This window comes from Mesorhizobium sp. LSHC412B00, assembly GCF_000503035.1.
Taxonomy (GTDB): domain Bacteria; phylum Pseudomonadota; class Alphaproteobacteria; order Rhizobiales; family Rhizobiaceae; genus Mesorhizobium.
The window spans coordinates 301,054-325,227 of record NZ_AYWB01000005.1; the positions used below are offsets into that span (position 1 = coordinate 301,054).

Sequence of the window (24,174 nt, forward strand, 5' to 3'; positions counted from 1 at the left end):
AATGGCGGTTTCCGTATCCTCGGAGCGCGACACCGTCGCGTCCCCCGTGCAGCGTGCATTGCGCGAAGCGTTCTATGCCGGCGCCATCTCGCTGGGGTTGTTCATTCTCTTCATCGGCCTGAAGACCGACCAGAACATCAGCAACCAGCTGATCCTGGTGCAGCGCTGGTTGCTGCTCATCACCGTGGTCGTGCTGACCATGCTTGGCCGCTTCTTCTACATTGCCTATGGCCAGCCGTTCATGGCCAATCAGAAGATCACCAATGTCGCCACCGGCCTGTTGCCGGCGAGCGTCGCGTCGCGCTTCTTCCTGCTTCCGGCCTTCATCGTCGCCGTCGTGTTGGCGGTTGTCCTGGTTGCGTTCGGCAGCGCCCTGCCGGCGTTGGTCGGACCCGATCTGGCCGGCTACCTTCAGTTCCTGCGCGCATTGGCCGTCATTTACGCGCTCGCTTGCGTGATCTTCTATTTCCGCTCCTTCATCCACGCCAATTTCACCAAGCTCGGGATTGCGGCGCTGGTGCTATACCCGATCCTCGTCGTCGTTGTGCTGTCGATCTACGCGTGGTCGATAACCGGCGGCCTGCAGGGCTCGTTGAAGTGGGTCGACAATTTCGGCATCCAGATCCTGATCTATGTGATGCTAGCCTGGGGGCTGAACATCGTCGTCGGCCTCGCCGGCCTGCTCGATCTCGGCTACGTCGCCTTTTACGCGGTCGGCGCCTATGCCTATGCGTTGCTCGGTTCGCAATACGGCCTGTCGTTCTGGATCCTGCTGCCCGCCGCCGGCGCCATGGCCGCCTTCTGGGGCGTTATGCTCGGCTTTCCGGTGCTCAGGCTTCGTGGCGATTACCTGGCGATCGTGACGCTGGCCTTCGGCGAGATCATCCGCCTGGTGCTGATCAACTGGCGTGAAGTCACCAACGGCTCGGCCGGCATCTCCGGCATCCCGAAGGTCACCTTCTTCGGCCTGATGACGTTTAATTCGACCGACCCGAACTATATCGGCAAGGTGCTGCACATCGCCCAGTCAAGCGCCTACTACAAGATCTTCCTCTACTATCTCATTCTCGGGCTGGCGCTGCTGACCGCCTTCGTCACCATCAGGCTCAGGCGCATGCCTGTCGGCCGCGCCTGGGAGGCGCTGCGCGAGGACGAGATTGCCTGCCGCTCGCTTGGCATCAACACCACCACCACCAAGCTCACCGCCTTTGCCACCGGCGCCATGTTCGGCGGTTTTGCCGGCGCCTTCTTCGCCGCACGGCAAGGCTTCGTCAGCCCTGAATCCTTCGTCTTCCTGGAATCGGCGATCATCCTGGCCATCGTGGTGCTCGGCGGCATGGGCTCGCTGGTCGGCATCGCGGTCGCCGCGCTGGTGATGATCGGCGGCACCGAGGCACTGCGCGAACTCGATTTCCTGAAAAGTGTCTTCGGAAAAGATTTCACGCCGGAGCTTTACCGCATGCTTTTGTTCGGCATGGCGATGGTCATCGTCATGCTGTGGAAGCCGCGCGGCTTTGTCGGCAGCCGTGAACCGACGGCCTTCCTCAGTGAACGAAAAGCGGTCTCCTCCTCCTTCACCAAGGAAGGGCACGGCTGATGAGCGCGACCTCCATTCAGAAGACCAATCCGGGTATGAAAGACGCCATCCTCCAGGTCGAGCATCTTTCGATGAAGTTCGGCGGCCTGATCGCCATCGGCGATCTGTCGTTCCAGGCCAAGCGCGGCGAGATCACCGCTCTGATCGGACCCAATGGCGCCGGCAAGACCACCGTCTTCAATTGCATCACCGGCTTCTACAAGCCGTCGGAAGGCATGATTACGCTCAACCGGGCCGACGGCTCGAGCTTCCTGCTCGAACGGCTGCCCAATCATGAGATCCCGGCGCGCGCCAAGGTGGCGCGCACCTTCCAGAACATCCGCCTGTTCTCGGGCATGACGCTGCTGGAGAATCTGCTGGTTGCCCAGCACAACAAGCTGATGAAGGCATCCGGCTATACGATCCTGGGCCTGTTCGGGATCGGCGGCTACCGCAGAGCCTCGGCTGAATCGGTGGAGCTTGCCAAGCACTGGCTGGAGAAGGCCGATCTTGTCGATCGCGCCGACGATCCGGCCGGCGACTTGCCCTATGGCGCGCAGCGGCGCCTCGAGATTGCGCGCGCCATGTGCACAGGGCCCGAACTTCTGTGCCTCGACGAGCCTGCGGCCGGTCTCAATCCGAAGGAGTCGGCTGCGCTGAATTCGCTGCTGATGGACATCAAGAGCAGTACCTCGATCCTGCTGATCGAACATGACATGTCGGTGGTCATGCAGATTTCCGACCATGTCGTGGTGCTTGAATATGGCCGCAAGATTTCCGACGGCAGCCCGCAATCGGTGCGTACCGACCCGCGCGTCATCGCCGCCTATCTCGGCGTCGACGACGAGGAGGTCGAGACGGTGCTGACCGAGGTCGGCGATGAAGACGTCATCGAGCAGCTGGACATCGGGCCGGATTCGGCTCACGGACCAGGCACATCGTCTTCCTATCTCGCCGGCCCGGTAAGCGACACGATCGGCCACAGCCAGGGCGAGCGGGTCACAGTGTCGAAGGGAGCTTCAAAGGCCACCCAATACGATACAAGAGCCAACTCCGCGCCAAGAGCACCGTCCGAGCGTCTAACGGCCAAGTCCAAGCCGGCGGCCACCAAATCCCCGACAGGCAAGCCGCGCGGAGGGCGTAAGTGATGGCCGAGACAACGCTGCTCGACATCAAGGGCGTCGAGACCTACTACGGCAACATCAAGGCGCTGAACGGCGTCGATGTCCACGTCAACCAGGGCGAGATCGTCGCGCTGATCGGTGCGAACGGTGCCGGCAAGTCGACGCTGATGATGACCATCTTCGGTGCGCCGCGCGCTCGTGCCGGCTCAATCACTTTCGCCGGCACCGACATCACCCAGATGCCGACGCACGAGATCGCCCGCATGCGCATTGCGCAGTCGCCGGAAGGCAGGCGCATTTTCCCGCGCATGACGGTGATGGAAAACCTGCAGATGGGCGCCGGTCTCGACAATCTCAAGCACTATGACGAAGATGCCGAGAAGGTGTTCGCGCTGTTCCCGCGCCTCAAGGAGCGCATTGCCCAGCGCGGCGGCACGCTGTCGGGCGGCGAGCAGCAGATGCTGTCGATCGGACGTGCGCTGATGGCGCGGCCGAAGCTGCTGTTGCTCGACGAGCCGTCGCTGGGTCTGGCGCCGCTGATCGTCAAGCAGATCTTCGATGCCATCCGCGAGTTGAACCGCACGCAAGGGCTGACCGTGTTCCTGGTCGAGCAGAACGCCTTCGGTGCGCTCAAGCTCGCCACGCGCGGCTATGTCATGGTCAACGGCAACGTGACCATGAGCGGCACAGGCAAGGAATTGCTCGCCAATCCGGAAGTGCGGGCGGCCTATCTCGAAGGCGGCCATCACTGATTTTGGAGCGGAATGTATGCATACGGTATTCCGCTCCAACTTGTTTGTTTGTCGCATGACCTTTGTCCGAAAAGTCTGCAACTTTTCGGGATCATGCTAGGGAGTCTTCATCATGCAAGGCATTCTTCACGAGGAACCTTCCATCTGGCAGTTCTTCTTCGTCACCTGTCTGCTCGGCGGCTGGGCGGCATGGATGACCGGCAAGGCCAGCGCCCAGACATGGCGCAGCCTGCCGGCGCTGTTCGCCTATCTGCTGGGTCTCGGCATCGGCATCAGGTTCATCCATCATGCCTTGTTCGGCGGCACGATGTTTTCGCTGCAATACTATGTCGTGGACACAATCGTGCTCATGATATTGGGGTTTGTCGGCTATCAATACACGCGTACGAACCAGATGGTGACGCAGTATAATTGGCTTTACGAACGGGCTTCGATCTTAAGCTGGAAACCGAAAGGTTGACGTTCATCATTAACGCCGTTCCGGGGATGAATCGGCGTGACAAGGGCCTGAAAATCGGCAAAGTACGCTTTCTGCGATAAGGGTGGGCATCGCATGAAAGTTTCATCCACGCCCACCTCGTAAATGGGAGCGTTTAAATGAAGAAATCACTTTTGTCCGCCGTTGCCCTGACCGCGCTTGTCGCGTTCGGTGGCAATGCATGGGCTGACGTTATCGTCGGCGTCGCAGGTCCGATCACCGGTCCGAATGCGGCCTTCGGTGCGCAGCTGCAGAAGGGTGCGGAAGCGGCCGTTGCCGACATCAACGCAGCAGGCGGCATGAACGGCGAGCAGATCAAGCTCGAAGTCGGCGACGACGTCTCGGATCCGAAGCAGGGCATTTCGGTCGGCAACAAGTTCGTCGGCGACGGCGTGAAGTTCGTGATCGGCCACTTCAACTCGGGCGTCTCGATCCCGGTTTCGCAGGAAGTCTACGTCGACAACAACATCGTCGAAGTGACGCCTGCGGCGACCAACCCGAAATTCACCGAGCGCGGCCTGTGGAACGTGTTCCGCACCTGCGGACGCGATGACCAGCAGGGCGGCATCGCCGGCGGCTATATCGCGACCAACTTCAAGGACGCCAAAGTTGCCGTCATCCACGACAAGACCCCCTATGGTCAGGGCCTTGCCGACGAGACCAAGAAGGCGATGAACGCAGCCGGCCTGACCGAAGTCATGTACGAAGGCGTCAATGTCGGCGACAAGGACTTCTCGGCGCTGATTGCCAAGATGAAGGACGCCGGTGTTACCCTGATCTATTGGGGCGGCCTGCATACCGAAGCCGGCCTGATCATCCGCCAGTCGGCGGACCAGGGCCTCAAGGCTACCCTGATGTCGGGCGACGGCATCGTCACCGACGAGCTGGCTGCGATCGCCGGCGATGCGGTTATCGGCACGCTCAACACCTTCGGTCCCGATCCGCGCCTGATCCCCGAGAACAAGGCACTGGTCGAGAAGTTCCGCGCCCAGGGCTTCGAGCCGGAAGCCTACACTCTCTACTCCTACGCCGCCATGCAGGTGATCGCCGAGGCCGCTGCCGTGGCCAAGTCGAACGACCCCGTGGAAGTGGCCAAGGCGCTGCACGAGAAGGGTCCGTTCAAGACCGTTCTGGGCGATCTCGCCTATGACGCGAAGGGCGATCCGAAGCTCCCGGGCTACATCATGTACGAATGGAAGAAGGGTCCGGACGGCAAGATCTCCTGGTTCCCGAAGTCGTAATTCGGGACACAGCTCTATGGAATGCCCGGCGCTCGCGCCGGGCATTTTTCTTTGGTGACAGGGCGTAGCGAGGGTGGCTGGATAAGCCGCTAGCCGGGGTCGAATTTGTGCGGGCACGACAATTAGCGTCACCTCGCGACGCCAATCGCACGCAGCTTTTCGAGCAGAGGTGCTAGAATCCCATTTAAATCGGTTTAAGCTCTCCCCGATTTTGGTTGCACTGCAGCATTTTCGCGTTAATCATGCCTCTGCCCCATCCCTCCCTGTCCGGAGCCTCCTTCCTTGGCCATCACGAAGATCCTCGTCGCCAACAGGTCCGAAATTGCCATCCGCGTCTTTCGCGCGGCAAACGAGCTCGGCCTCAAAACCGTGGCGATCTGGGCCGAGGAGGACAAATATTCACTTCATCGGTTCAAGGCCGATGAAAGCTACCAAGTCGGGCGCGGGCCGCATCTGGCCAGGGACATGGGGCCGATCGAAAGCTATCTGTCGATCGAGGAAGTGATCCGCGTCGCCAAGCTGTCCGGCGCCGACGCCATCCATCCGGGCTATGGCCTTCTGTCGGAAAGCCCTGAATTCGCAGATGCCTGCGCCGAGGCCGGCATCACCTTCATAGGACCGAAGCCCGACACGATGCGCCGGCTCGGCAACAAGGTCGCCGCACGCAATCTGGCCATCGAGGTCGGCGTGCCGGTGGTGCCGGCAACCGAACCGCTGCCGGACGACATGGAAGCAGTCAAGCAGCTCGCCAAGACAGTCGGCTATCCGGTGATGCTCAAGGCATCATGGGGCGGGGGCGGGCGCGGCATGCGCGCCATCCGCGCGGAAGCCGACCTCGCCCGCGAGGTGATGGAGGGCAAGCGCGAGGCCAAGGCCGCCTTCGGCAAGGACGAGGTCTATCTCGAAAAGCTGATAGAGCGCGCCCGCCATGTCGAGGTCCAGGTGCTCGGCGACCCGCATGGCAACGCGGTGCATCTGTTCGAGCGCGACTGCTCGATCCAGCGCCGCAACCAGAAGGTCGTCGAACGGGCGCCGGCGCCCTACCTCAGCGAGGCATTGCGCCAGGAGCTTTGCGGCTATGCGCTCAAGATCGCGCGGGAGACCAGCTATATCGGCGCCGGCACGGTGGAATTCCTGCAGGACGCCGACACCGGCAAGTTCTACTTCATCGAGGTCAATCCGCGCATCCAGGTCGAGCACACCGTGACCGAGCAGGTGACCGGCATCGACATCGTCAAGGCGCAGATCCACATACTGGACGGCTTTGCCATCGGCACGAAAGAGTCGGGCGTGCCGGCGCAGGCCGACATCAGGCTGAACGGTCACGCGCTGCAGTGCCGCATCACGACCGAGGATCCGGAGCATAGTTTCATTCCGGACTACGGCCGCATCACGGCTTATCGCGAAGCCGCCGGTTTCGGCATCCGCCTCGACGGCGGCACCGCCTATTCGGGCGCGGTCATCACCCGCTTCTACGATCCGCTGCTGGAGAAGGTGACTGCCTGGGCGCCGACACCGGCCGAGGCGATCGCCCGCATGAACCGGGCCTTGCGCGAGTTCCGCATCCGCGGCGTGGCGACCAACCTCACCTTCCTCGAGGCAATCATCAACCACCCGCGCTTCGCCGACAATTCCTATACGACCAGGTTCATCGACACGACGCCGGAGCTGTTCGCGCAGGTGAAGCGGCAGGACCGCGCCACCAAGCTGCTCAACTATCTGGCCGACGTCAGCGTCAACGGCCATCCCGAAACCCGCGGCCGTCCGATGCCCAAGGCCGATGCGGCAGCGCCTGTCGTGCCCTATCTCAACGGCAATGTGCCTGATGGCAGCAAGCAGAAGCTCGACGCGTTGGGGCCGGAGAAATTCGCTGCCTGGATGCGTGAGCAAAAAGAGGTGCTTGTCACCGACACGACGATGCGCGACGGCCACCAGTCGCTGCTCGCCACCCGTATGCGCACGCATGACATTGCCGGCATCGCCGGCACCTATGCGCGGGCGCTGCCGCGGCTGCTGTCGCTGGAATGCTGGGGCGGCGCCACTTTCGACGTCGCCATGCGCTTCCTGACCGAGGATCCGTGGGAGCGGCTGAGCAAAGTGCGCGAAGCCGCCCCCAACCTTTTGCTGCAGATGCTTCTGCGCGGCGCCAACGGCGTCGGCTACACCAACTATCCCGACAATGTGGTGCAACATTTCGTCAGCCATGCGGCGGCCGGCGGCGTCGACCTGTTCCGCGTATTCGACTGCCTGAACTGGGTCGAGAATATGCGCGTCGCCATGGACGCGGTGGGCGCGGAGGGCAAGCTGGTCGAAGCGGCGATCTGCTACACCGGCGACATCCTCGATCCGGCGCGCGCCAAATACGACCTTAAATACTATGTCGGGTTGGCGAAAGAATTGCAGGCAGCCGGCGCCCATATCATCGCCGTCAAGGACATGGCCGGGCTTTTGAAGCCTGCCGCCGCCCGCGTGCTGTTCAAGGCGCTGCGCGAAGCCACCGACCTGCCGATCCATTTCCACACCCACGACACGTCAGGCCTGTCGGCGGCGACGGTGCTGGCGGGCGTGGAAAGTGGCGTCGACGCCATCGACGCGGCGATGGATTCCTTCTCCGGCAACACCTCGCAGCCTTGTCTGGGCTCGATCGTCGAGGCGCTGAAGGGAACCGAGCGCGATCCCGGCCTCGATCCGCAATGGATCCGCAACATCTCCTTCTACTGGGAAGCGGTGCGCAACCAGTATGCGGCCTTCGAAAGCGATCTCAAGGGGCCAGCCTCGGAAGTCTATCTGCACGAAATGCCGGGCGGCCAGTTCACTAACCTCAAGGAGCAGGCGCGTTCGCTCGGGCTGGAAACGCGTTGGCACGAGGTGGCACAAGCCTATCACGACGTCAATTTGATGTTCGGTGACATCGTCAAGGTGACGCCGTCGTCCAAGGTGGTCGGCGACATGGCGCTGATGATGGTGAGCCAGGATCTAACCGTTGCCGACGTCGAAAACCCGGCCAAGGACATCGCCTTCCCGGACTCGGTCGTCTCGATGCTGCGCGGCGATCTCGGCCAGTCGCCCGGCGGCTGGCCTGCGAAGCTGCAGAAGAAGGCACTGAAGGAAAGCAAGCCGATCACCGAGCGGCCGGGCTCGCTGCTCAAGCCAGCCGACCTCAAGGCCAGCCGCAAGGAGATCGAGCAGAAGCTGGAGCGCAAGCTCTCGGAGTACGAATTCGCCTCCTGGCTGATGTATCCGAAAGTGTTTACCGACTTCGCCGCCGCGCAGGAAACCTACGGGCCGGTCAGTGTGCTGCCGACGCCGACCTATTTCTACGGCATGAAGTCCGAAGACGAGATCTTCCTGGACATCGAAAAAGGCAAGACGCTTGTGGTGCGCTGCCTTGCGATCGGCGACGTCGATGAGAAGGGCATGGTCACCGTGTTCTTCGAGCTCAACGGCCAGCCGCGCCGCGTCAGGGTGCCGGACAGGGCGCATGGCGCCTCGGCGGCCAAGGCTCGGCGCAAGGCCGAGCCCGGCAACGAGGCACATGTCGGCGCGCCGATGCCGGGCGTGGTCTCCGCCCTTTCGGTTGCCGCCGGCCAAGCGGTCAAGGCCGGCGACGTGCTGTTGTCGATCGAAGCCATGAAGATGGAGACGGCCCTGCATGCCGAGCGCGACGGCACAGTGGCCGAAGTGCTGGTCAAGGCCGGCGATCAGATCGATGCGAAGGATCTGTTGATCGCGTTTGGCTGACGCGCGGATCCATCACACTGGGGACGGCTGGCAGCAGCCGTTGATGGAGCATCGATAATGGCTTGACCCGCCGCGCCTGCTCGGGCATCGAACCCGCTCCCAATTTACCGCGCCAGAATCGCGGTGCTTAAAAAGTAGCGGAGAAAAAACATGGCCGACGACATCACAGATACCAGCCAGACTGTTGCCGCCGGCCAGTTGCGCGCCTTCATCGAGCGCATCGAGCGGCTCGAGGAAGAAAAGAAGACCATCGCCGACGACATCAAGGAAGTGTTCGCCGAGGCCAAGGGCACCGGCTTCGACACCAAGGCGATGCGGTCGATCATCCGGCTGCGCAAGAAGGACCAGGCCGAGCGCCAGGAAGAGGAAACCATCCTCGATCTCTACAAGGCCGCGCTCGGCATGGTGTAAGGCTGTCTGGAAATTCTACTCCGGCTGATATCGCCGGAGCGAATTTCGAAACAGTCTCGGGCCAAGGAATGATGCTGGAACGGGCATCGAACCATGAGCGAATTCGACTTCGGCGCCCGCCGCGCCTCTGAATTCCGCCAACGCAGCTTCTGGGCGCTGTTCGCCGAACGGCATCCGGAGGAACGCGCTTCCATGGCGCGGCGCGGACCCTGGTTCTGGCAGCGCGGGCTGCCTGACTTCGCTCTGGTCCTGTCCATGTATGTCGCGCCGGCGCAAAGCCAAGTTGGCGTCTTTTTCGGCCGTAACGAGAAGTTCGGCGCGACCGGGGTCTGGTCGCGGCTGAAGCCGTTCCAACCGGCAATCGAAGACTGGCTGAAGCTCAGGCCGGAGCAGAGCTGCGAGGGCCTCGGCATCAATTCGATGTGGCGGGTGAACTGCTATGCCGAGGACAACTGGCCGGCCATGGCCGACTGGCTGGTGACGGAATGCTCGCGCTTCGAGCGCGCCGTCACCGACGTGCTGGGAGAGGGATAGCTATCAGGTGTTGGTGCAAAGCATCGGATCCTTCTTCGACTCGCGCTGGCAAGGCGCGGTGCCGGTCGAGCGGTTGTTCTGGCGCGATCTAGTGCTTGTCGGCACGGCGATCAACATCGCCTCGTCGGTGGCCGCGCTCATTCTGCTCGGCTTGAAGCTGCCGCTCGCCGTCGTCCTGGCGGTGCATTTCGCGCCCGTGCCCTACAACATCTTTCTGACCTTTGCCGTCTGGCGAACCACGGAAAAATCCAGTGGCGCCAAGGCTTCGTTGATGACGCTCGGGGCTACGCTTTGGCTGATCCTGGTGGTGGTTGTCTGAGAAGATTGACACGAAAAAGGGCGGCCGAAGCCGCCCTTTGAAGATGGTGGTCAAGCTGCGGCTTAAGGCGCCGGCTCGAATTTCAGCGCCACGCCGTTGATGCAATAGCGCAGGCCGGTCGGCGGCGGGCCGTCCTCGAAGACATGGCCGAGATGGCTGCCGCAGCGGGCGCAGTGGCATTCGGTGCGGACCATGCCGTAGCTGCGGTCGACGGTGTTTTCGACCGAACCGGGCACCGGATCATTGAAGCTCGGCCAGCCGGTGCCGCTCTCGAACTTGAGCTTGGATTCGAACAGCGGCTGGTCGCAGCCGACGCAGGAAAAGGTGCCGGCGCGCTTTTCGTAGAGCAGGGCGCAGCTTCCGGGCCGTTCGGTGCCATGGCCGCGCATGACCGCATATTGCTCGGGCGTCAGGCGGGCGCGCCATTCGGCGTCGGTGCGGGTGACAGGGTAGGTGTGGGTGTCCATTTGATCTCCTCAGCCTTGGCGGCTTGTTGTTGGTTGCAAGCTATCTTCGCTTAGAGATAGGCGTTTGTTACGTGTTTTGCTCGCATTTTCAGCCGAGCTCCTACCCAATCGCCTGAAGATAGCGGGCGATCGACGCATGAAATGCCGTTCCTGCGCCGCCGATGATGTTCTGCTGCCACCACGCGCCGTAGATGTCGTCGAATTCGAAAGGCTCAAGTGCCGCCGCGATGCGTCGCACGGCCGGCGCATTGAGCGGAATGTAGTTCGGATAGCTGTACATGAAGCTGACATGGCGACGCGTCGGCGTCACCTGCAATATGTCGCCGGACAGCAGGGCGTTACCGTCATCGCGTTTCCAATGCAGCACCTGGCCGCCGGCAAAATGGCCACCGCAACGCACGAGTGTCAGCGACGGGTTTATGGCCAGCGTCTCGCCCGCCCAGCTGACGATGGCGTTGTGCGGCCGCATGATCCACTGGCGGTCGTCGGCATGGAGATAGATCGGCACGCCGCCAAACGCCTCGCTCCACTCGACCATCACCGAATAATAGTGGCAGTGCGAAATGGCGATCGCGGCCAGGCCGCCGCGACGGTTGATTTCGGCTACCGCCTCGTCGCTCACCATCGAGATGCAATCCCACAGCACATTGCCGTGCGGCGTCTGCGCCAGCAGCGCCCGCTGGCCGATAGCAAAGCGCGGCTCGATGCCGAAAGCGAGAACGCCGGCATCGTCCTTCATCACAAGCCTATGCCCGGCAGAGAGTTCTTCCCCAGTGGTCCAGGCCTGGCCTTCCCAGCGCACATATTGCCGCTCGTCCTCGCAGATCGGGCAATTTTCTGGAGGGGTCTGCGTTGCCGCGAACTGGACGCCGCATTGCGGGCAAAGAAAGCAGGTCATCGGTTTTCCTCTCATATCAACGCTTGCGTGAGAGCTGCTTCGTCGCGGCTTCCAACCCGGCCAGCGTCAGTGGGAACATGCGGCCGCCGAAGAGATCGCGGATCATCGCGATCGAATGGGTGAAGCCCCAGTTTTTCTGATTTTCGGGGTTCAGCCAGACCGCATTCGGCCATTGCTGGATGAGGCGGTCAAGCCAGACACTGCCGGCTTCCGGGTTCCAATGCTCGACCGAACCGCCGGGATGCGCGATCTCGTAAGGGCTCATCGAGGCATCGCCGACGACGATCACCTTGTAGTCGGGGCCGTATTTGTGAAGCAGATCGAAGGTCGGGATGGTCTCGGCATGCCTGCGCCGGTTGTCCTTCCAGACGCCCTCGTAAAGGCAGTTGTGGAAGTAAAAATATTCGAGCTGGCGGAATTCGGCGCGGGCGGCCGAAAACAGCTCCTCGACGCTTTTGATGTGGTCGTCCATCGAGCCGCCGACATCGAAGAACATCAAGAGCTTCACGGCGTTGCGCCGTTCGGGGCGCGTCTGCACATCGAGATAGCCGTGCTCGGCGGTGGCATGGATGGTGCCGGGCAGGTCGAACTCTTCCTCCGCACCCTCGCGCACCCAGCGACGCAGGCGCTTCAGCGCTACCTTGATGTTGCGGGTGCCGAGCTCGACGGCGTCGTCGAAGTTTTTGAACTCGCGCTTGTCCCAGACTTTCACCGCACGGCGATTGCGGCTTTCATGCTGGCCGATGCGCACGCCTTCGGGATTGTAGCCATAGGCGCCGAAAGGCGAAGTGCCGCCGGTGCCGATCCATTTCGAGCCGCCCTGGTGGCGGCCTTTCTGCTCCTCCAGCCGCTGCTTCAGTGTCTCCATCAGCTTGTCGAAACCGCCGAGCGCCTCGATCAGTTTCTTCTCTTCCTCGGTCAGGTGCTTTTCGGCGAGCCGGCGCAGCCATTCCTCAGGGATGTTGGCGACACCGACGGCATCGGGGCCGGTGAGCGCCTCGATCCCCTTGAAGACATGCGCAAACACCTGGTCGAAGCGGTCGATATGGCGCTCGTCCTTCACAAGCGCGGCGCGGGCGAGGTAGTAAAAACCCTCGACGTCATAGTCGACCAGCCCGGCTTCCAGACCTTCCAGCAGCGACAGATACTCCCGCAGCGAAACGGGAATCCGCGCGGCCTTCAGTTCGAGGAAGAAGGGGAGGAACATGGTTGGCCGTTATCTATGCCGAACGGTCACGGCGGAGTCGCCACGGGCACTGTCGATTTCGCCGGATTGCAGAAGATTTGCCACAGTACGTGGGTTGGGCATGGGCAAGTGCTTTGCGATGCGGGCTTCCGCCCATTCGCGCATAGCCGACGCGGCATCGGCTATCGCTTCAGCCGGGTTTGCGCCGGCCCCGTGGCAGCCGGCGAGATCGGGCATCCGCACTCCCCAAACGCCGTCACTGCCATCCAGGATTCCGACATAGCGGATCATTCGGCTCCTTCCGCGTTATTTCGATCGCGCTCGCATCATAGCAGATCATACTCGATAAACCCTGTCCGCCGCGCGACATGGTCGTAGAGCTTGCGCGCTGTGGCGTTGGTTTCGTGGGTCATCCAATAGACGTTCTTGACGCCGATCTTGCCGGCTTCCTGCTTGACCGCTTCAATGAGGGCCGCACCGATGCCCTTGCCGCGCACATCAGGGTCGGCGAACAGGTCCTGCAGGTAGCAGTTGTTTTTCTCCGACCAGCCGGAGCGGTGATAGAGATAATGGGTCAGGCCGACCGCCTTGCCGTCGAGCGTGGCGATAAACCCCTTCGGTTCGAATTCACCTTCCGTGAACAGTCGTTCCCAGGTGATGTCGTAGACCTCGTCCGGCAGCTTGGTCTCGTAGAAGGTGAGGTAGGCAGTCCACAGCCGCCGCCAGTCGGCATGGTCGGCCAGCGCCAGCGGGCGGACGGTGATCTCGGTCATTTCGGTTCCTCCAAAGCCTTATCGGATTCCGGCGGAATCAGATCGGAAACACCATCGCCTAATCCACCGGCGAATTGTACTCGCGAAATGCGGTCGCCAGCATCTGCAGCGCGTCACGCGCGCGCGGCGCCAGATTGTGCGAATGCAGCACCACTTCGGAAGGGTCAAGCGATGGAAGACCAAGTTTGCGGCCAACCTCGATCAGGCCGGGCGGAGCGACGCAGTGAGCCAGCGCCGAAACGGCAAAGCCCGCCGATATCGCAATGTTGACGGCCGCGCCGCCGCCGCCGACGAAGGCCTCCTCCCAGGCGATGCCTGCTTTGTCCAGCGCCTCGACCGCCCGCACACGATCCGGACAGTTGCACACGGTGCTTAAGAGCGCGAGGCGCAACGGCGTTCCGCGCTGCCACTCGAAGGAAGGTGCTGCGAACCAGCCATAGTGGTTGCGCGACAAGGTCCGGCCAGGACGGCTGTCGCCTTCGCGGTGCACGATGACTGCATCGAGCTCGCCGTGATCGAAAGCTTCCTTGAGCACCGTGCTGGTATCGATCCTCAAACTGAGCGTCAGCGATGGATCGTGCGCATGGAGCTGGGCAATCAGAATGGACAGCGCCGGACCGGCGGCATGATCGACAAAGCCGAGCGCAAGCCGGCACGGTGCTGACGCAAACTCCGCCATGGCGCGCTCGTGCGCGGCAAGGAAGTCGCGCGCGGCGGGGAGGAAGACGGCGCCTCGTGCCGACAGGCTGACGCGGCGCGGCGTTCTTTCGATCAATCGCGCGCCGAGCTTCTCCTCAAGGCGGCGCAGCTTGACGCTGATCGTCGCCTGCGTGCTGCCCAGCGCCGATGCCGCCTGGGTGAAGCTCTGCAGATCGGCCACCATCACAAAGGTTCGTACGGCGTCCACATCAAGACTGGTCATCGCAGCACTCCATTGGGCCAATCATTCCGTTTTGTCATTTCTGATATAGCCGAGCATAGCCTTTTTTCATGGTCGAGTCTCCTCTATCTCAAACCGGTCGCGGTTTGAAGAGCGCCTCATGCTCGGATGGAAAGAGATCGATATGCCAATTCAACGAAACACCATAGCGCTCACCGGCGTGTGCCTGGCGTCGCTGCTGTTCGGGCTCGAAATCTCCAGCGTGCCGGTGATCCTGCCGAAACTGGAAAGCGTGCTCGCCGCCGATTTCAAAGACCTGCAATGGATCATGAACGCCTACACCATTGCCTGCACCACGGTGCTGATGGCGACAGGGACATTGGCCGACCGTTTCGGCCGCAAGAGCGTGATGGTGATCACCACCGTCGCCTTCGGCCTCGCCTCGCTGCTGTGCGGCCTGGCGCCGAGTGCGGCGCTGCTGATCGCCGCCCGCTTCCTGCAAGGTCTCGCCGGCGGCGCGATGCTGACCTGCAGCGTCGCCGTGCTGTCGCATCAGTTCCAGGACGGCCGCGAACGCGGCAAGGCTTTCGTCGCCTGGAGCGTCGTCTCAGGCATCGGGCTCGGTTTCGGGCCCGCCATCGGTGGCTTGATCGTGGCGCTGTCGAACTGGCAATGGGTGTTCCTCATCCACGTGCCGCTGGCGATCCTGGCGCTCGCCTTTATCGGCGCCGGTGTCACGCAATCGCGCGATCACAACGCCCAGAAGCTTGACTGGGCCGGCATGCTGACGCTGTCGGCTTCTGTGTTCGGCTTCTCCTATCTGATTACGCAGGGTGCGGATCTCGGGAACAGCGCCCGCATCGGCGTGATATCAGCCTCCGTGGCTGCGTTCATCGCTTTCCTTGTCGCCGAGAGGGTCAATCCCTATCCGATGTTCGATTTCTCCGTGTTCCGCATCCGCCAGTTTTCCGGCGCGATCATGGGCGCCATCGGCATGAATTTCAGCTACTGGCCGTTCATCATCTATCTGCCGATCTATTATTCCGGCGTTCTCGGCTACGACAGCACGACGACCGGCCTGCTATTGCTCGTCTACACGCTGCCCTTCATGGTGATGCCGCCGATCGCCGAGCGCATTCGCGCGCGCTATCAGGCACGAATTGCCATCCCGCTCGGTCTGCTGACGCTAGGGATCGGTTTCATCGCCATGTGGATCGGCTCCAGGCTCGAGGGCGCCACCTGGCTGACCATGCTGCCCGGCACGCTGATTGCCGGCATCGGCATCGGTCTCACCAATTCGCCGACCACCAATACCACGACCGGCGCGGTATCGCCGGATCGTGCCGGCATGGCGTCCGGCATCGACATCAGCGCACGCCTGATCACGCTCGCTATCAACATCGCGGTGCTCGGCCTGCTGCTGACGCAAGGTATCGTTTCCCACCTGCGGGCCACACTCGGCGCGGCTTTGGAGCCGGATGAGTTGCGGGCACTGGCGGAAAGGGTCGCCACCGGCAATCTGGAGGGCCTTGCGCAGGGGACGCCGAAGCTCGCAGCCCTCGACCCGTCCGGCGCCATCGTGCATGCCGCGCTGGTCAACGGTTTCGGCTGGGTCATGCTCTATTGCGGGATCGGCGTTCTCGCCCTGTCGGTCATCGGCTTCGTCATCTTCGGGCCGAAGCGCGTCGCGCCGCAGGAGACAGGGCTTGCGGCGGCCGAGTGATCGGCCGAAGCCCGCTCATAGCGCTCAGCCCGCCCGCCGATCCTTATCCCTGCCGCCTGGCCATGAAAGCAAGGCGCTCAAACAGATGCACGTCCTGCTCGTTCTTCAGCAGCGCGCCGTGCAGTTTCGGCAGCGCGTTCCTGGGGTCGGCGCGCAGATCCTCGTGTGCGATGTCGTCGGCGACCAGCAGGCGGATCCAGTCGAGCACCTCGGAGGTCGACGGCTTCTTCTTCAACCCCTGCATATCGCGGATCTCGTAGAACTGGGTCAGGGCAGCACGCACCAAATTCTGCTTTATGCCGGGATAGTGCACGTCGACGATTTTGTGCAGCGTGTCGACATCGGGAAAGCGGATGTAGTGGAAGAAGCACCGGCGCAGGAAGGCGTCGGGCAGTTCCTTCTCATTGTTGGAAGTGATGATGACGATGGGGCGCACAGCGGCGCGGATCGTTTCGCCGGTTTCGTAGACGAAGAACTCCATCCGATCGAGTTCCTGCAAAAGGTCGTTGGGGAATTCGATATCGGCCTTGTCGATCTCGTCGATCAACAGCACGACCTTCTTACCGGCCGCGAAGGCGTGCCAGAGCTTGCCGCGCTTGATGTAGTTTTTGATGTCGTTGAACCTGGCATCGCCGAGCTGGCTGTCGCGCAGCCGCGAGACAGCATCATATTCATACAGTCCCTGCTGCGCACGGGTGGTCGACTTGACGTGCCATTCGATCAGGTCGAGGCCGAGCGCCGATGCCACCTGGCGGGCAAGCTCGGTCTTGCCGGTGCCCGGCTCGCCCTTGACCAGCAATGGCCGCTCCAGCGCGATCGCGGCGTTCACCGCCACCATCAGATCCTTGTCGGCGACATAGGCCGCCGTGCCTTCGAAACGCATACTTGCTCCTCGGTTGGTGAGCGCGATCGTAAGGACGCTGCTTGACCTGTGCAAGGGCGAGCCGGCTGCGACGCAAGCGTGTGAGATCGAAATGGAAACATCGGCTCATGTCACTAGCGCTTGACCGACTAGCCGCCTATATTGGGCTTGGCGGTCTGCGCTTCCCGGCAGGAGAACATTTTCCCCGGGGCCTTAACGATCCTTAGGGAGCTGTCCCTGGGAAGACCCGTGGGTTTTCTCATACGGCGCCCACCTACTTTGTAGGTTCCCGGGATCGCTCTCTCCACCGGTTGTGTGGATCGTCACTTACCTGTATCCGCCCAGTTTGGCGGATGATGTGGTAGAAAACGTCGCTCATGAAACGTCACCCAGATCCGACCTTTTCTATCGTCCGCGCATGACATCTCCCAAAGACCTGAAAAAGCAGTTGCGCCTCGAGGCACTCGGCCGTCGCGATGCGCTCGATCCGCTGTGGCGGGTGGAGATCGCGCTTGAGATGGCCGAGACGGCGCGCGACCACCTCGCCATCGAGCCGGGTCAGATCGTTTCAGCTTTCTGGCCGATGCGATCGGAAGTCGACGTCAGGCCGCTGATGTTTGCCTTGCGCGAGAAGGGGGCCAGGCTTTGCCTGCCGGCCATCCTCGACAAGACCACCATCGTCTTTCGCGAACTGGTGCGCGGCGCGCCGATGGTCGAGATGGGTTTTGGCACAGTCGGTCCGCATGCGGAGGCCGAGGTTCTCGATCCCGCGGTGATGCTGGTGCCGCTCGCGGCCTTCGACAGCCGCGGTCATCGCATCGGGTATGGCGCCGGCTATTACGACCGCGCCATCGCCAGGCTGATCGACAAGGGCCAGCCGCCACGACTGATCGGCATCGCCTTCGATTGCCAGGAGGTGGGTCTGGTGCCGGATGAGGCGCACGACGTCATCATCCCGGAAATACTCACCGAGAGCGGTTTGCGCCGCTTCGACATCGCTTAAAAGACCGCGATCCCGCTTAACGCGTTTCCAAGACGTGCCGGATAGAATTCCGGCAACACAGTCCGAGCCGATGGCGGCCATCATGTTTGTCTTCGCACGCTTCCTGCTGATGCCGTTCGTCCTCATCGCGGTAACGCTGTTCGCGATGGCATTGCACATTTCCGGAACGGCCCTGCACCACCAGTTCGCCTGGCATCAGACGGTTGCCACAGTGACGGATATCAGTTCCTACAGCGAAGCCCAGGGTAATGGCCTCACCGCGAAAGGCATCAACGTCGCTGTCACCTATGTCGCGAACGATGCACCGATGACGTGGTCCGGCAAGGGAAAGGACATCGGCCTCTACACGGCGTCCAAAGGCGACGCGGTGGAGTTGTATTACAACCCTGCCAATCCATCGATCCTCGATACCGCGGCGATGAAGGGCTGGCGCGGCGGGCTGTTGCTCCTGGCCGCTACTGGTGGGTTCACTGTTTTCTACGTCTGGTTCTTCTGGCTGCGCGGACGCGCCGCACCGCCGGCGTCACCGATGATGCCTTCGGCAGTTCGCGTCGCGGGCGCGAGCGCAAAGCCGTCTCAACAGCAGCGTGGTACTTTCGGCCGGCGTTAGCGCCAATCGCCCGGGTAGCGCTTGCCTAGCGTCCGTGCCTCTGGATAGAAGTGGGCATGAGACTTCTCTTCCTCGGCGACATGGTGGGCAAATCGGGACGTACGGCGGTGTGGGAACAACTGCCCGGCCTGATCTCGGATTTCAAACTCGACTTCGTCATCGTCAATGGCGAGAACGCCGCCGGCGGCTTCGGCATCACCGAAGACATTTTTCGCGACACCATCGCCGCCGGTGCGGATGTCGTCACCACCGGCAACCATGTCTGGGACCAGCGCGACGCACTGGTCTTCGCGCCGCGCGAGGAGCGCTTCCTGCGTCCGTCCAACTTCCCCAAGGGCACGCCGGGGCGCGGCTCCGGCGTCTACATCGCCAAAAACGGCGCGCGCGTGCTGGTCGCCAACATTATGGGCCGGGTGTTCATGCATCCCGAGCTCGACGATCCGTTCCAGGCCGGCGAGCGGGAGCTGGCCGCCTGTCCGCTGGGCGAGCAGGCCGATGCCGTGGTCATCGACTTCCATGCCGAAGCGACCTCGGAGAAAATGTGCTTCGCGCATTTCGTCGACGGCCGCGCCAGCCTCGTCATCGGGACCCATACGCACCAGCCGACGGCCGACCACCAGATCCTCAATGGCGGCACGGGCTATATGTCCGATGCCGGCATGTGCGGCGACTATGATTCCTCGCTCGGCATGGACAAGGAAGAACCGCTCAACCGCTTCCTGTCGAAAGTGCCGAAGGGCCGCTTCGAAGCAGCGACCGGACCGGCGACATTGTGCGGCGTCGGCGTCGACATTTCCGACCGGACGGGCCTGGCCGAAAAGATCGCGCCGTTTCGCCGCGGGCCTCGGCTTGAAGAAACCGCGCCATCGTTCTGGTCGTGACATTGATATGGTGGAATATAGTACCTAACTGGCGACGAAACTGCTCTAGATCGTAGAGGGGACGACCTCCATGCAGCTCGTTGAGTTCCTGGCGCCGCATTTTCAATTTGTTTCCGATCCAACCGCGTGGGTCGCTTTGCTGACGCTGATCGTGCTTGAGGTCGTGCTCGGCATCGATAATCTGATCTTCATCTCGATCCTGACCAACAAATTGCCGGAAGCGCAGCGCGCCCGCGCCCGGCGTCTCGGCATCTCGGCGGCGCTGATCATGCGGCTGGTGCTGCTCGCCACCATCTCCATCATCGTGCAGCTGACGACGCCGGTGTTCACAGCGTTCGGCCATGGCTTTTCCTGGCGCGACCTGATCCTGATTGCCGGCGGCCTGTTCCTGGTCTGGAAGGCGACCAAGGAAATCCACCACACCGTCGATCCCGACGACCACAATGATACGATGATGGGCGAGACGCTGCAGATCTCGCTTGCCGGCGCCATCTTCCAGATCCTGCTGCTCGATCTCGTCTTTTCGATCGATTCGATCATCACCGCCGTCGGCATGACCGACGAGATTGCCATCATGTACATCGCCGTGATCGTGGCGGTGAGCGTGATGATGCTGGCGGCCGGGCCGCTGGCCAACTTCATCGCCAAGAACCCGAGCATCGTCATGCTGGCGCTGGGCTTCCTGCTGATGATCGGCATGACGCTGATCGCCGACGGCATGGGCTATCATGTGCCGAAGGGCTACATCTACGCCGCCATGGGTTTTTCCGCCTTGGTCGAGGGCCTGAACATGCTGGCGCGGCGGCGCAAGAAATCCGGCGGCGGGCATTGAGGCTGGCGCCGCAGGGGCGGCCCTAGCGCCCCGGCACGCCGTTTGGGTAGCGGTCGCCGATCAGGCCAAGCGACAGGCCCTGTTCCAGCCATGCCTTTGCGCCGGCAAGAACCAGTGCGAAGCCGTCGGTCGAGCCGACCGCCTGCTTGACCTGCTCGTCGGCGGTGCCGGCGAAGCCGAAATTGCTGACCTCAAAAAAGGTCGCACCGTCAGGCGTTTCGGCGCCGGGCATCTCCGTGAATGTCCAGACCACAGTGGTCGGCGGATCGCTCCATTGCATGACGATCTTCTTGTTCTCGACGATCTCGCTGACATTGACCATCGCCGAGGCGCCGTACATGCGCCACTCCCAGCGAACCTCTTTGCCGCTATCCAGCCGGCCGCTACTGTGGGTAAACCAGAATTTCGTGGTGATGGCCGGGTCGACGATCGCCTCGAAGACATCGGCGACCGGCCGCTTAATCAGCATGCCGGCTTCGGCAGTCGGCGTTTTGTGAATTTCCATCGATGCTCCTTCCTTGTCCGGTTTGCGCTCACCAGGCGTCAGGCTCGCGCACCATGTGAACGATGCTGGCCGGGTTGGCGATCCAGAAGCCGCGAAAGCCTTCGCCCAGGGGCTCGACCGCGTCGCAACGGACGACGCCGGCCTTGGCGAGATGATCCGCAATGGCTGCAGAATCGTCGGTGAAAAGCTCAAGCCAGACTTCGGCCTGGCTCAGCATCGGCGCCTCGTCGATCCACAGACGGTTTGGGCCAAGCTCGAAGCCGATGGCTGGCGTCTTGGCGGTGAATGGCTTCAAGCCGACGACATCACGATAGAAGGCGATCGTCGCCTCGTACTGGTGCGGCGGCACCTTCATGGCGATGTTGATGCCACCGGTCATTTTCGCGGTCATTGCGGGCTCCGTTGCGCGGTTCATCTGTTTGTCTCGTTGGCCGGCTCGCCCCTCATCTCGCCGCGGTAGTAGCCGTCGCGCAGGTTGATGCCGTATTCGACATAGGCCTTCATGCAAGCCAGCATCTGCGACCAGCCCTCGCAATTTAGGTAGGATTTCTGCAGGCCGACCACGCCTTCCGGCCAGCCGGATTCAGCAATGGTCACAAGGGTGCCGCCATCGTCCAGCGGCTCGAAGTTCATCTCGATGCGTGTCTTGTAGGCCGGCCTGTCGTCGGCATCTGTGGCATCCCAGCGCAACACGATGCGGCTGTCCTTGACCACTTCATCGACCTCGACCGGCACTTTTCCCCACCAGACGACACCGATGCCGGCTTCCAGCGGGGCGCTGGCGCCGCCGATGGTGGTGAAATAGCCGCTGAGCTTCTCCGGATTGACGACTGCGTCGAAGACTTCTGCGACCGGTTTGCCGATGCGCCCGGAAACTCTGAATCCAAGAGACATATCCACAGCTCCTTTCTTGATTGGCTCGACGATATGTTATAGAAACATAACATGTCAAGCCAAACCGCGGACGATCACGTTTTCAAGGCGTTGGCGCATCCGCGCCGTCGCGAATTGCTGGATCGGCTGAAGGATGCGCCGCAGACGACCGGCATGTTGTGCGAGGCGTTTCCCGACATCGATCGCTGCACCGTCATGCTGCATCTCAAGGTGCTGGAAGAAGCCGAACTGGTGGTGGCAAAGCGCGAAGGGCGCGAGCGCTGGAACCATCTCAACGCGCTGCCGATCAAGCACATCCACGACCGCTGGATCAGCCAGTATGCCGGCCATGCGCTCAGCATTATCGACCGGCTGTGATCTGGAGGGCTGAACCGGCGCGGCTGGACGAATTGAGCCGATTTATCTATAAGCCGGCCATTCCGACAGAGAACGCCGTGCATCCATCGCGTTGCACCTTGGACGGCTCTGAAAATTTGAATTCGAGTACCCGGGAGGACGAGGTGAGACCACCTCGCTTCGGGATGCTCTAGCCGAAGACGACAGGGGTGCCATGGCCGGCCATTCACAGTTCAAGAACATCATGCACCGCAAGGGCCGGCAGGACGCGGTGCGGTCGAAAATGTTTTCCAAGCTGGCGCGCGAAATCACCGTCGCCGCCAAGAGCGGAACACCGGATCCGTCGATGAACCCGCGTTTGCGCCTGGCCATTCAGAACGCCAAGGCGGTGTCGATGCCGAAGGACAACATCCAGCGCGCCATCAACAAGGCATCGATGGGCGATGCCGAGAATTACGAAGCGGTGCGCTATGAAGGCTATGGGCCAGGCGGCGTGGCGCTGATCGTCGAGGCGCTGACCGACAACCGCAACCGCTCGGCCTCGAACGTGCGCGCCGCCTTCACCAAAGCCGGGGGTGCGCTTGGTGAAACCGGCTCAGTGTCGTTCATGTGGAACCGCGCCGGCGAGATTTACTATCCGGCCTCCGCCGGCAGCGCCGACAAGGTGATGGACGCGGCGATCGAGGCCGGCGCCGATGACGTCGAGTCCGACGAGGAAGGCCACACCATCTACTGTGCGTTCGAGAGTATGGGCGAAGTGTCTAAGGCGCTGGAAGCCTCGCTTGGCGAGGCCGAATCGGTGAAGCCGATCTGGCAGCCGCAGAACAATGTCCCGGTCGACGAAGAGCGGGCGCAATCGCTGATGAAACTGGTGGCAACGCTCGAGGACGATGACGACGTGCAGAGCGTCTACGCCAATTTCGAGGTCGACGACGAGACCATGGCCAAGCTCAGCGCGGCGTAGGTCCGTGCAATACAGTCGGATGCGAATATTGCTGTATGACGGCGGCCTGCCTATAGATTAGTCAGTTATCAGGGGGGGCCGATGACCGACTATAAAGAGGCAAGTTTTGCCGATGCGGTGGCCTGGCCTCGCCGGCCCGGCATATGGCGACGGTTTCTCGCTGCACTCATCGACTACCTTGTAATCCTGATCGCCCTCTATTTGCTCGTAGGGGCTCTATTTCTGCTGACCAACGGTGGCGTAAAAGGCAGCTTTTGGCTGAACTGGAAACTATGCCAGGAGGGTACGGTTCACGGTGCCCCGACACTTGCCCGTTATGATTGGCAGGTGTGTAGAACATCAGTACTCGGTTTGCCGGTCGCCATATGGAGCGTGGGTACGGCGCCGGGCTCAAAGCCTGGAGAAACCTCCTCCATCTCGATCGATCTGGATTCGCAAGGGAATTTCAGGCCTGCAGCATTGGACCTGGGTTTCCTCGAGCTGATCGCTCTGGCGTCTTATCTCCTCATTATGGAGTTGAAGTCCGGCCAATCAATCGGCAAGCGGCTCACGGAGCTCACTGTACATGATGAGGACGACAGACATAGGGTCGGCCTGCCGGCGAGAAAGGCTGTTCGGCGGCAACTTATCAAGTTTCTCGGCGCATTACCGATCGTCCTGACGGGAAGCTGGTATGCTTTTCAGGCTTGGGGCACCGCTCCCGGTGGCGTGCAGGATTACTCCAGCCTGGAAATAGTGGTTGCATCCGCTGCCCTCGTTTTGGTGCTGATCTGGCCGGTCTGGATTGCGATATCCATAGCTCTGGGCGACGACCCGATACACGATCGATTCGCAAATACCACGGTGCGCATACAGGAGGCCCAGACATGAGTGTGCCGGAGAGGCCCCGCGTGGTCATCACCTATTGCACGCAGTGCCAGTGGCTGTTGCGGGCCGGCTGGATGGCGCAGGAACTGCTCTCCACCTTCGGCACGGATCTTGGTGAAGTGACGCTGGTGCCGGGCACAGGCGGCATCTTCACCGTTTCCTGCAACGATGTGCTGGTCTGGGACCGCAAGCGCGACGGCGGCTTTCCCGATGCCGCCAAGCTCAAGCAGCTGGTGCGCGACGTCATCGATCCGGGCCGCGATCTCGGTCATTCCGACCGCAAGGGTCACACGCAAAAGGACCCCGCTTGAGGCGAG

Annotated in this window: 27 protein-coding genes, 1 other RNA gene and 1 pseudogene; 19 read left to right on the forward strand and 10 right to left on the reverse strand. The window is 62.0% G+C overall.

The genetic code is table 11. The features are described 5' to 3' along the window. Position 1: 1 nt before the first annotated feature. From livM to X757_RS152245, 9 genes and pseudogenes are all read left to right on the forward strand, one after another. Complete coding sequence (gene livM, locus X757_RS152285; RefSeq protein ID WP_023684138.1) at positions 2–1,597, forward strand: high-affinity branched-chain amino acid ABC transporter permease LivM; 1,596 nt, start codon at positions 2–4, stop codon at positions 1,595–1,597. Then, positions 1,597–2,703, forward strand: a pseudogene (locus X757_RS152280) (ABC transporter ATP-binding protein); the annotation flags it as partial. The gene livM and the pseudogene X757_RS152280, both read left to right, overlap by 1 nt. Before the next feature lie 20 nt (positions 2,704–2,723). Then, positions 2,724–3,452 carry an ABC transporter ATP-binding protein gene (locus tag X757_RS152275; RefSeq protein ID WP_023668718.1) on the forward strand — a complete coding sequence of 243 codons (729 nt, stop codon included), beginning with the start codon at positions 2,724–2,726 and terminating at the stop codon, positions 3,450–3,452. Positions 3,453–3,564: 112 nt separating this feature from the next. Next, positions 3,565–3,912, forward strand: coding sequence for a DUF6867 family protein (locus X757_RS152270; RefSeq protein ID WP_023668719.1), 348 nt, complete (start codon positions 3,565–3,567; stop codon positions 3,910–3,912). 137 nt (positions 3,913–4,049) lie between these two features. Next, positions 4,050–5,171 carry a branched-chain amino acid ABC transporter substrate-binding protein gene (locus X757_RS152265; protein WP_023668720.1) on the forward strand — a complete coding sequence of 374 codons (1,122 nt, stop codon included), beginning with the start codon at positions 4,050–4,052 and terminating at the stop codon, positions 5,169–5,171. A gap of 282 nt (positions 5,172–5,453) precedes the next feature. Next, positions 5,454–8,912 (forward strand): pyruvate carboxylase, encoded by a 3,459-nt coding sequence (pyc, locus tag X757_RS152260; protein WP_023726159.1) that lies wholly within the window; start codon positions 5,454–5,456, stop codon positions 8,910–8,912. 150 nt (positions 8,913–9,062) lie between these two features. Further along, positions 9,063–9,323: a DUF2312 domain-containing protein gene (locus tag X757_RS152255; RefSeq protein ID WP_023668722.1), complete on the forward strand. Its 261-nt coding sequence runs from the start codon at positions 9,063–9,065 to the stop codon at positions 9,321–9,323. A 93-nt stretch (positions 9,324–9,416) separates the two neighbouring features. Then, positions 9,417–9,857: a hypothetical protein gene (locus X757_RS152250; protein WP_023668723.1), complete on the forward strand. Its 441-nt coding sequence runs from the start codon at positions 9,417–9,419 to the stop codon at positions 9,855–9,857. Between the two features lie 7 nt (positions 9,858–9,864). After that, entirely contained in the window at positions 9,865–10,176 is a 312-nt protein-coding gene (locus tag X757_RS152245; RefSeq protein ID WP_023829292.1) for a hypothetical protein, read from the forward strand. A 62-nt stretch (positions 10,177–10,238) separates the two neighbouring features. Here X757_RS152245 and msrB read toward each other — a convergent pair whose 3' ends face one another. The 6 genes from msrB to X757_RS152220 all read right to left on the reverse strand — a co-directional run bounded on the left by msrB (position 10,239) and on the right by X757_RS152220 (position 14,422). Beyond that, positions 10,239–10,643, reverse strand: a complete 405-nt coding sequence (gene msrB / locus X757_RS152240) for a peptide-methionine (R)-S-oxide reductase MsrB (protein WP_023668725.1) — start codon at positions 10,641–10,643, stop codon at positions 10,239–10,241. 100 nt (positions 10,644–10,743) lie between these two features. Further along, positions 10,744–11,541 carry a hypothetical protein gene (locus X757_RS152235; RefSeq protein WP_023726160.1) on the reverse strand — a complete coding sequence of 266 codons (798 nt, stop codon included), beginning with the start codon at positions 11,539–11,541 and terminating at the stop codon, positions 10,744–10,746. Between the two features lie 16 nt (positions 11,542–11,557). Beyond that, a complete protein-coding gene (locus X757_RS152230) occupies positions 11,558–12,748 on the reverse strand; it encodes a VWA domain-containing protein (RefSeq protein ID WP_023726161.1) in 1,191 nt (396 codons plus the stop codon). A 9-nt stretch (positions 12,749–12,757) separates the two neighbouring features. Beyond that, a complete protein-coding gene (locus tag X757_RS0133860) occupies positions 12,758–13,018 on the reverse strand; it encodes a type II toxin-antitoxin system HicB family antitoxin (RefSeq protein ID WP_050485875.1) in 261 nt (86 codons plus the stop codon). Between the two features lie 35 nt (positions 13,019–13,053). Beyond that, positions 13,054–13,500: a GNAT family N-acetyltransferase gene (locus X757_RS152225; protein WP_023726162.1), complete on the reverse strand. Its 447-nt coding sequence runs from the start codon at positions 13,498–13,500 to the stop codon at positions 13,054–13,056. 58 nt (positions 13,501–13,558) lie between these two features. Then, the gene (locus X757_RS152220; protein WP_023698426.1) at positions 13,559–14,422 is read right to left on the reverse strand and encodes a LysR family transcriptional regulator; all 864 of its coding nucleotides are present in this window, start codon (positions 14,420–14,422) and stop codon (positions 13,559–13,561) included. Positions 14,423–14,564: 142 nt separating this feature from the next. On the opposite strand from X757_RS152220, the gene X757_RS152215 reads away from it, so the two are divergent. Next, complete coding sequence (locus tag X757_RS152215; RefSeq protein WP_023668730.1) at positions 14,565–16,103, forward strand: MFS transporter; 1,539 nt, start codon at positions 14,565–14,567, stop codon at positions 16,101–16,103. A 43-nt stretch (positions 16,104–16,146) separates the two neighbouring features. Here the strand turns inward: X757_RS152215 and X757_RS152210 are convergent, their stop codons facing one another. Continuing rightward, positions 16,147–16,986, reverse strand: a complete 840-nt coding sequence (locus X757_RS152210; RefSeq protein WP_023668731.1) for a MoxR family ATPase — start codon at positions 16,984–16,986, stop codon at positions 16,147–16,149. Positions 16,987–17,135: 149 nt separating this feature from the next. Between X757_RS152210 and ssrS the strand changes: the two genes are divergently transcribed. From ssrS to X757_RS152190, 5 genes are all read left to right on the forward strand, one after another. Then, positions 17,136–17,291: non-coding RNA, 6S RNA (gene ssrS / locus X757_RS1000000166500), on the forward strand. A 92-nt stretch (positions 17,292–17,383) separates the two neighbouring features. After that, on the forward strand, positions 17,384–17,968 hold the full coding sequence (locus X757_RS152205) for a 5-formyltetrahydrofolate cyclo-ligase (protein WP_023668732.1): 585 nt from the start codon (positions 17,384–17,386) through the stop codon (positions 17,966–17,968). Positions 17,969–18,050: 82 nt separating this feature from the next. Next, positions 18,051–18,578 carry a DUF3592 domain-containing protein gene (locus tag X757_RS152200; protein WP_196814896.1) on the forward strand — a complete coding sequence of 176 codons (528 nt, stop codon included), beginning with the start codon at positions 18,051–18,053 and terminating at the stop codon, positions 18,576–18,578. A gap of 56 nt (positions 18,579–18,634) precedes the next feature. Beyond that, complete coding sequence (locus X757_RS152195) at positions 18,635–19,459, forward strand: YmdB family metallophosphoesterase (RefSeq protein WP_023726164.1); 825 nt, start codon at positions 18,635–18,637, stop codon at positions 19,457–19,459. A 70-nt stretch (positions 19,460–19,529) separates the two neighbouring features. Next, positions 19,530–20,291 carry a TerC family protein gene (locus tag X757_RS152190; protein WP_023726165.1) on the forward strand — a complete coding sequence of 254 codons (762 nt, stop codon included), beginning with the start codon at positions 19,530–19,532 and terminating at the stop codon, positions 20,289–20,291. 22 nt (positions 20,292–20,313) lie between these two features. Here X757_RS152190 and X757_RS152185 read toward each other — a convergent pair whose 3' ends face one another. From X757_RS152185 to X757_RS152175, 3 genes are read right to left on the reverse strand one after another with little or no spacing between them, the layout of a single operon-like run. Further along, positions 20,314–20,796, reverse strand: a complete 483-nt coding sequence (locus tag X757_RS152185) for an SRPBCC family protein (protein ID WP_023726166.1) — start codon at positions 20,794–20,796, stop codon at positions 20,314–20,316. A gap of 28 nt (positions 20,797–20,824) precedes the next feature. Further along, the gene (locus tag X757_RS152180) at positions 20,825–21,187 is read right to left on the reverse strand and encodes a glyoxalase/bleomycin resistance/dioxygenase family protein (RefSeq protein WP_023726167.1); all 363 of its coding nucleotides are present in this window, start codon (positions 21,185–21,187) and stop codon (positions 20,825–20,827) included. 20 nt (positions 21,188–21,207) lie between these two features. Then, entirely contained in the window at positions 21,208–21,690 is a 483-nt protein-coding gene (locus tag X757_RS152175; protein WP_023684154.1) for an SRPBCC domain-containing protein, read from the reverse strand. A 51-nt stretch (positions 21,691–21,741) separates the two neighbouring features. Between X757_RS152175 and X757_RS152170 the strand changes: the two genes are divergently transcribed. From X757_RS152170 to X757_RS152155, 4 genes are all read left to right on the forward strand, one after another. Next, positions 21,742–22,047, forward strand: a complete 306-nt coding sequence (locus X757_RS152170) for a helix-turn-helix transcriptional regulator (RefSeq protein ID WP_023726168.1) — start codon at positions 21,742–21,744, stop codon at positions 22,045–22,047. 193 nt (positions 22,048–22,240) lie between these two features. Next, complete coding sequence (locus X757_RS152165) at positions 22,241–22,990, forward strand: YebC/PmpR family DNA-binding transcriptional regulator (protein WP_023668740.1); 750 nt, start codon at positions 22,241–22,243, stop codon at positions 22,988–22,990. Between the two features lie 81 nt (positions 22,991–23,071). Then, on the forward strand, positions 23,072–23,860 hold the full coding sequence (locus X757_RS152160; RefSeq protein ID WP_023700267.1) for an RDD family protein: 789 nt from the start codon (positions 23,072–23,074) through the stop codon (positions 23,858–23,860). Next, the gene (locus X757_RS152155; protein ID WP_023668742.1) at positions 23,857–24,168 is read left to right on the forward strand and encodes a SelT/SelW/SelH family protein; all 312 of its coding nucleotides are present in this window, start codon (positions 23,857–23,859) and stop codon (positions 24,166–24,168) included. The genes X757_RS152160 and X757_RS152155 overlap by 4 nt, the downstream gene beginning before the upstream one ends. Positions 24,169–24,174: the final 6 nt, after the last annotated feature.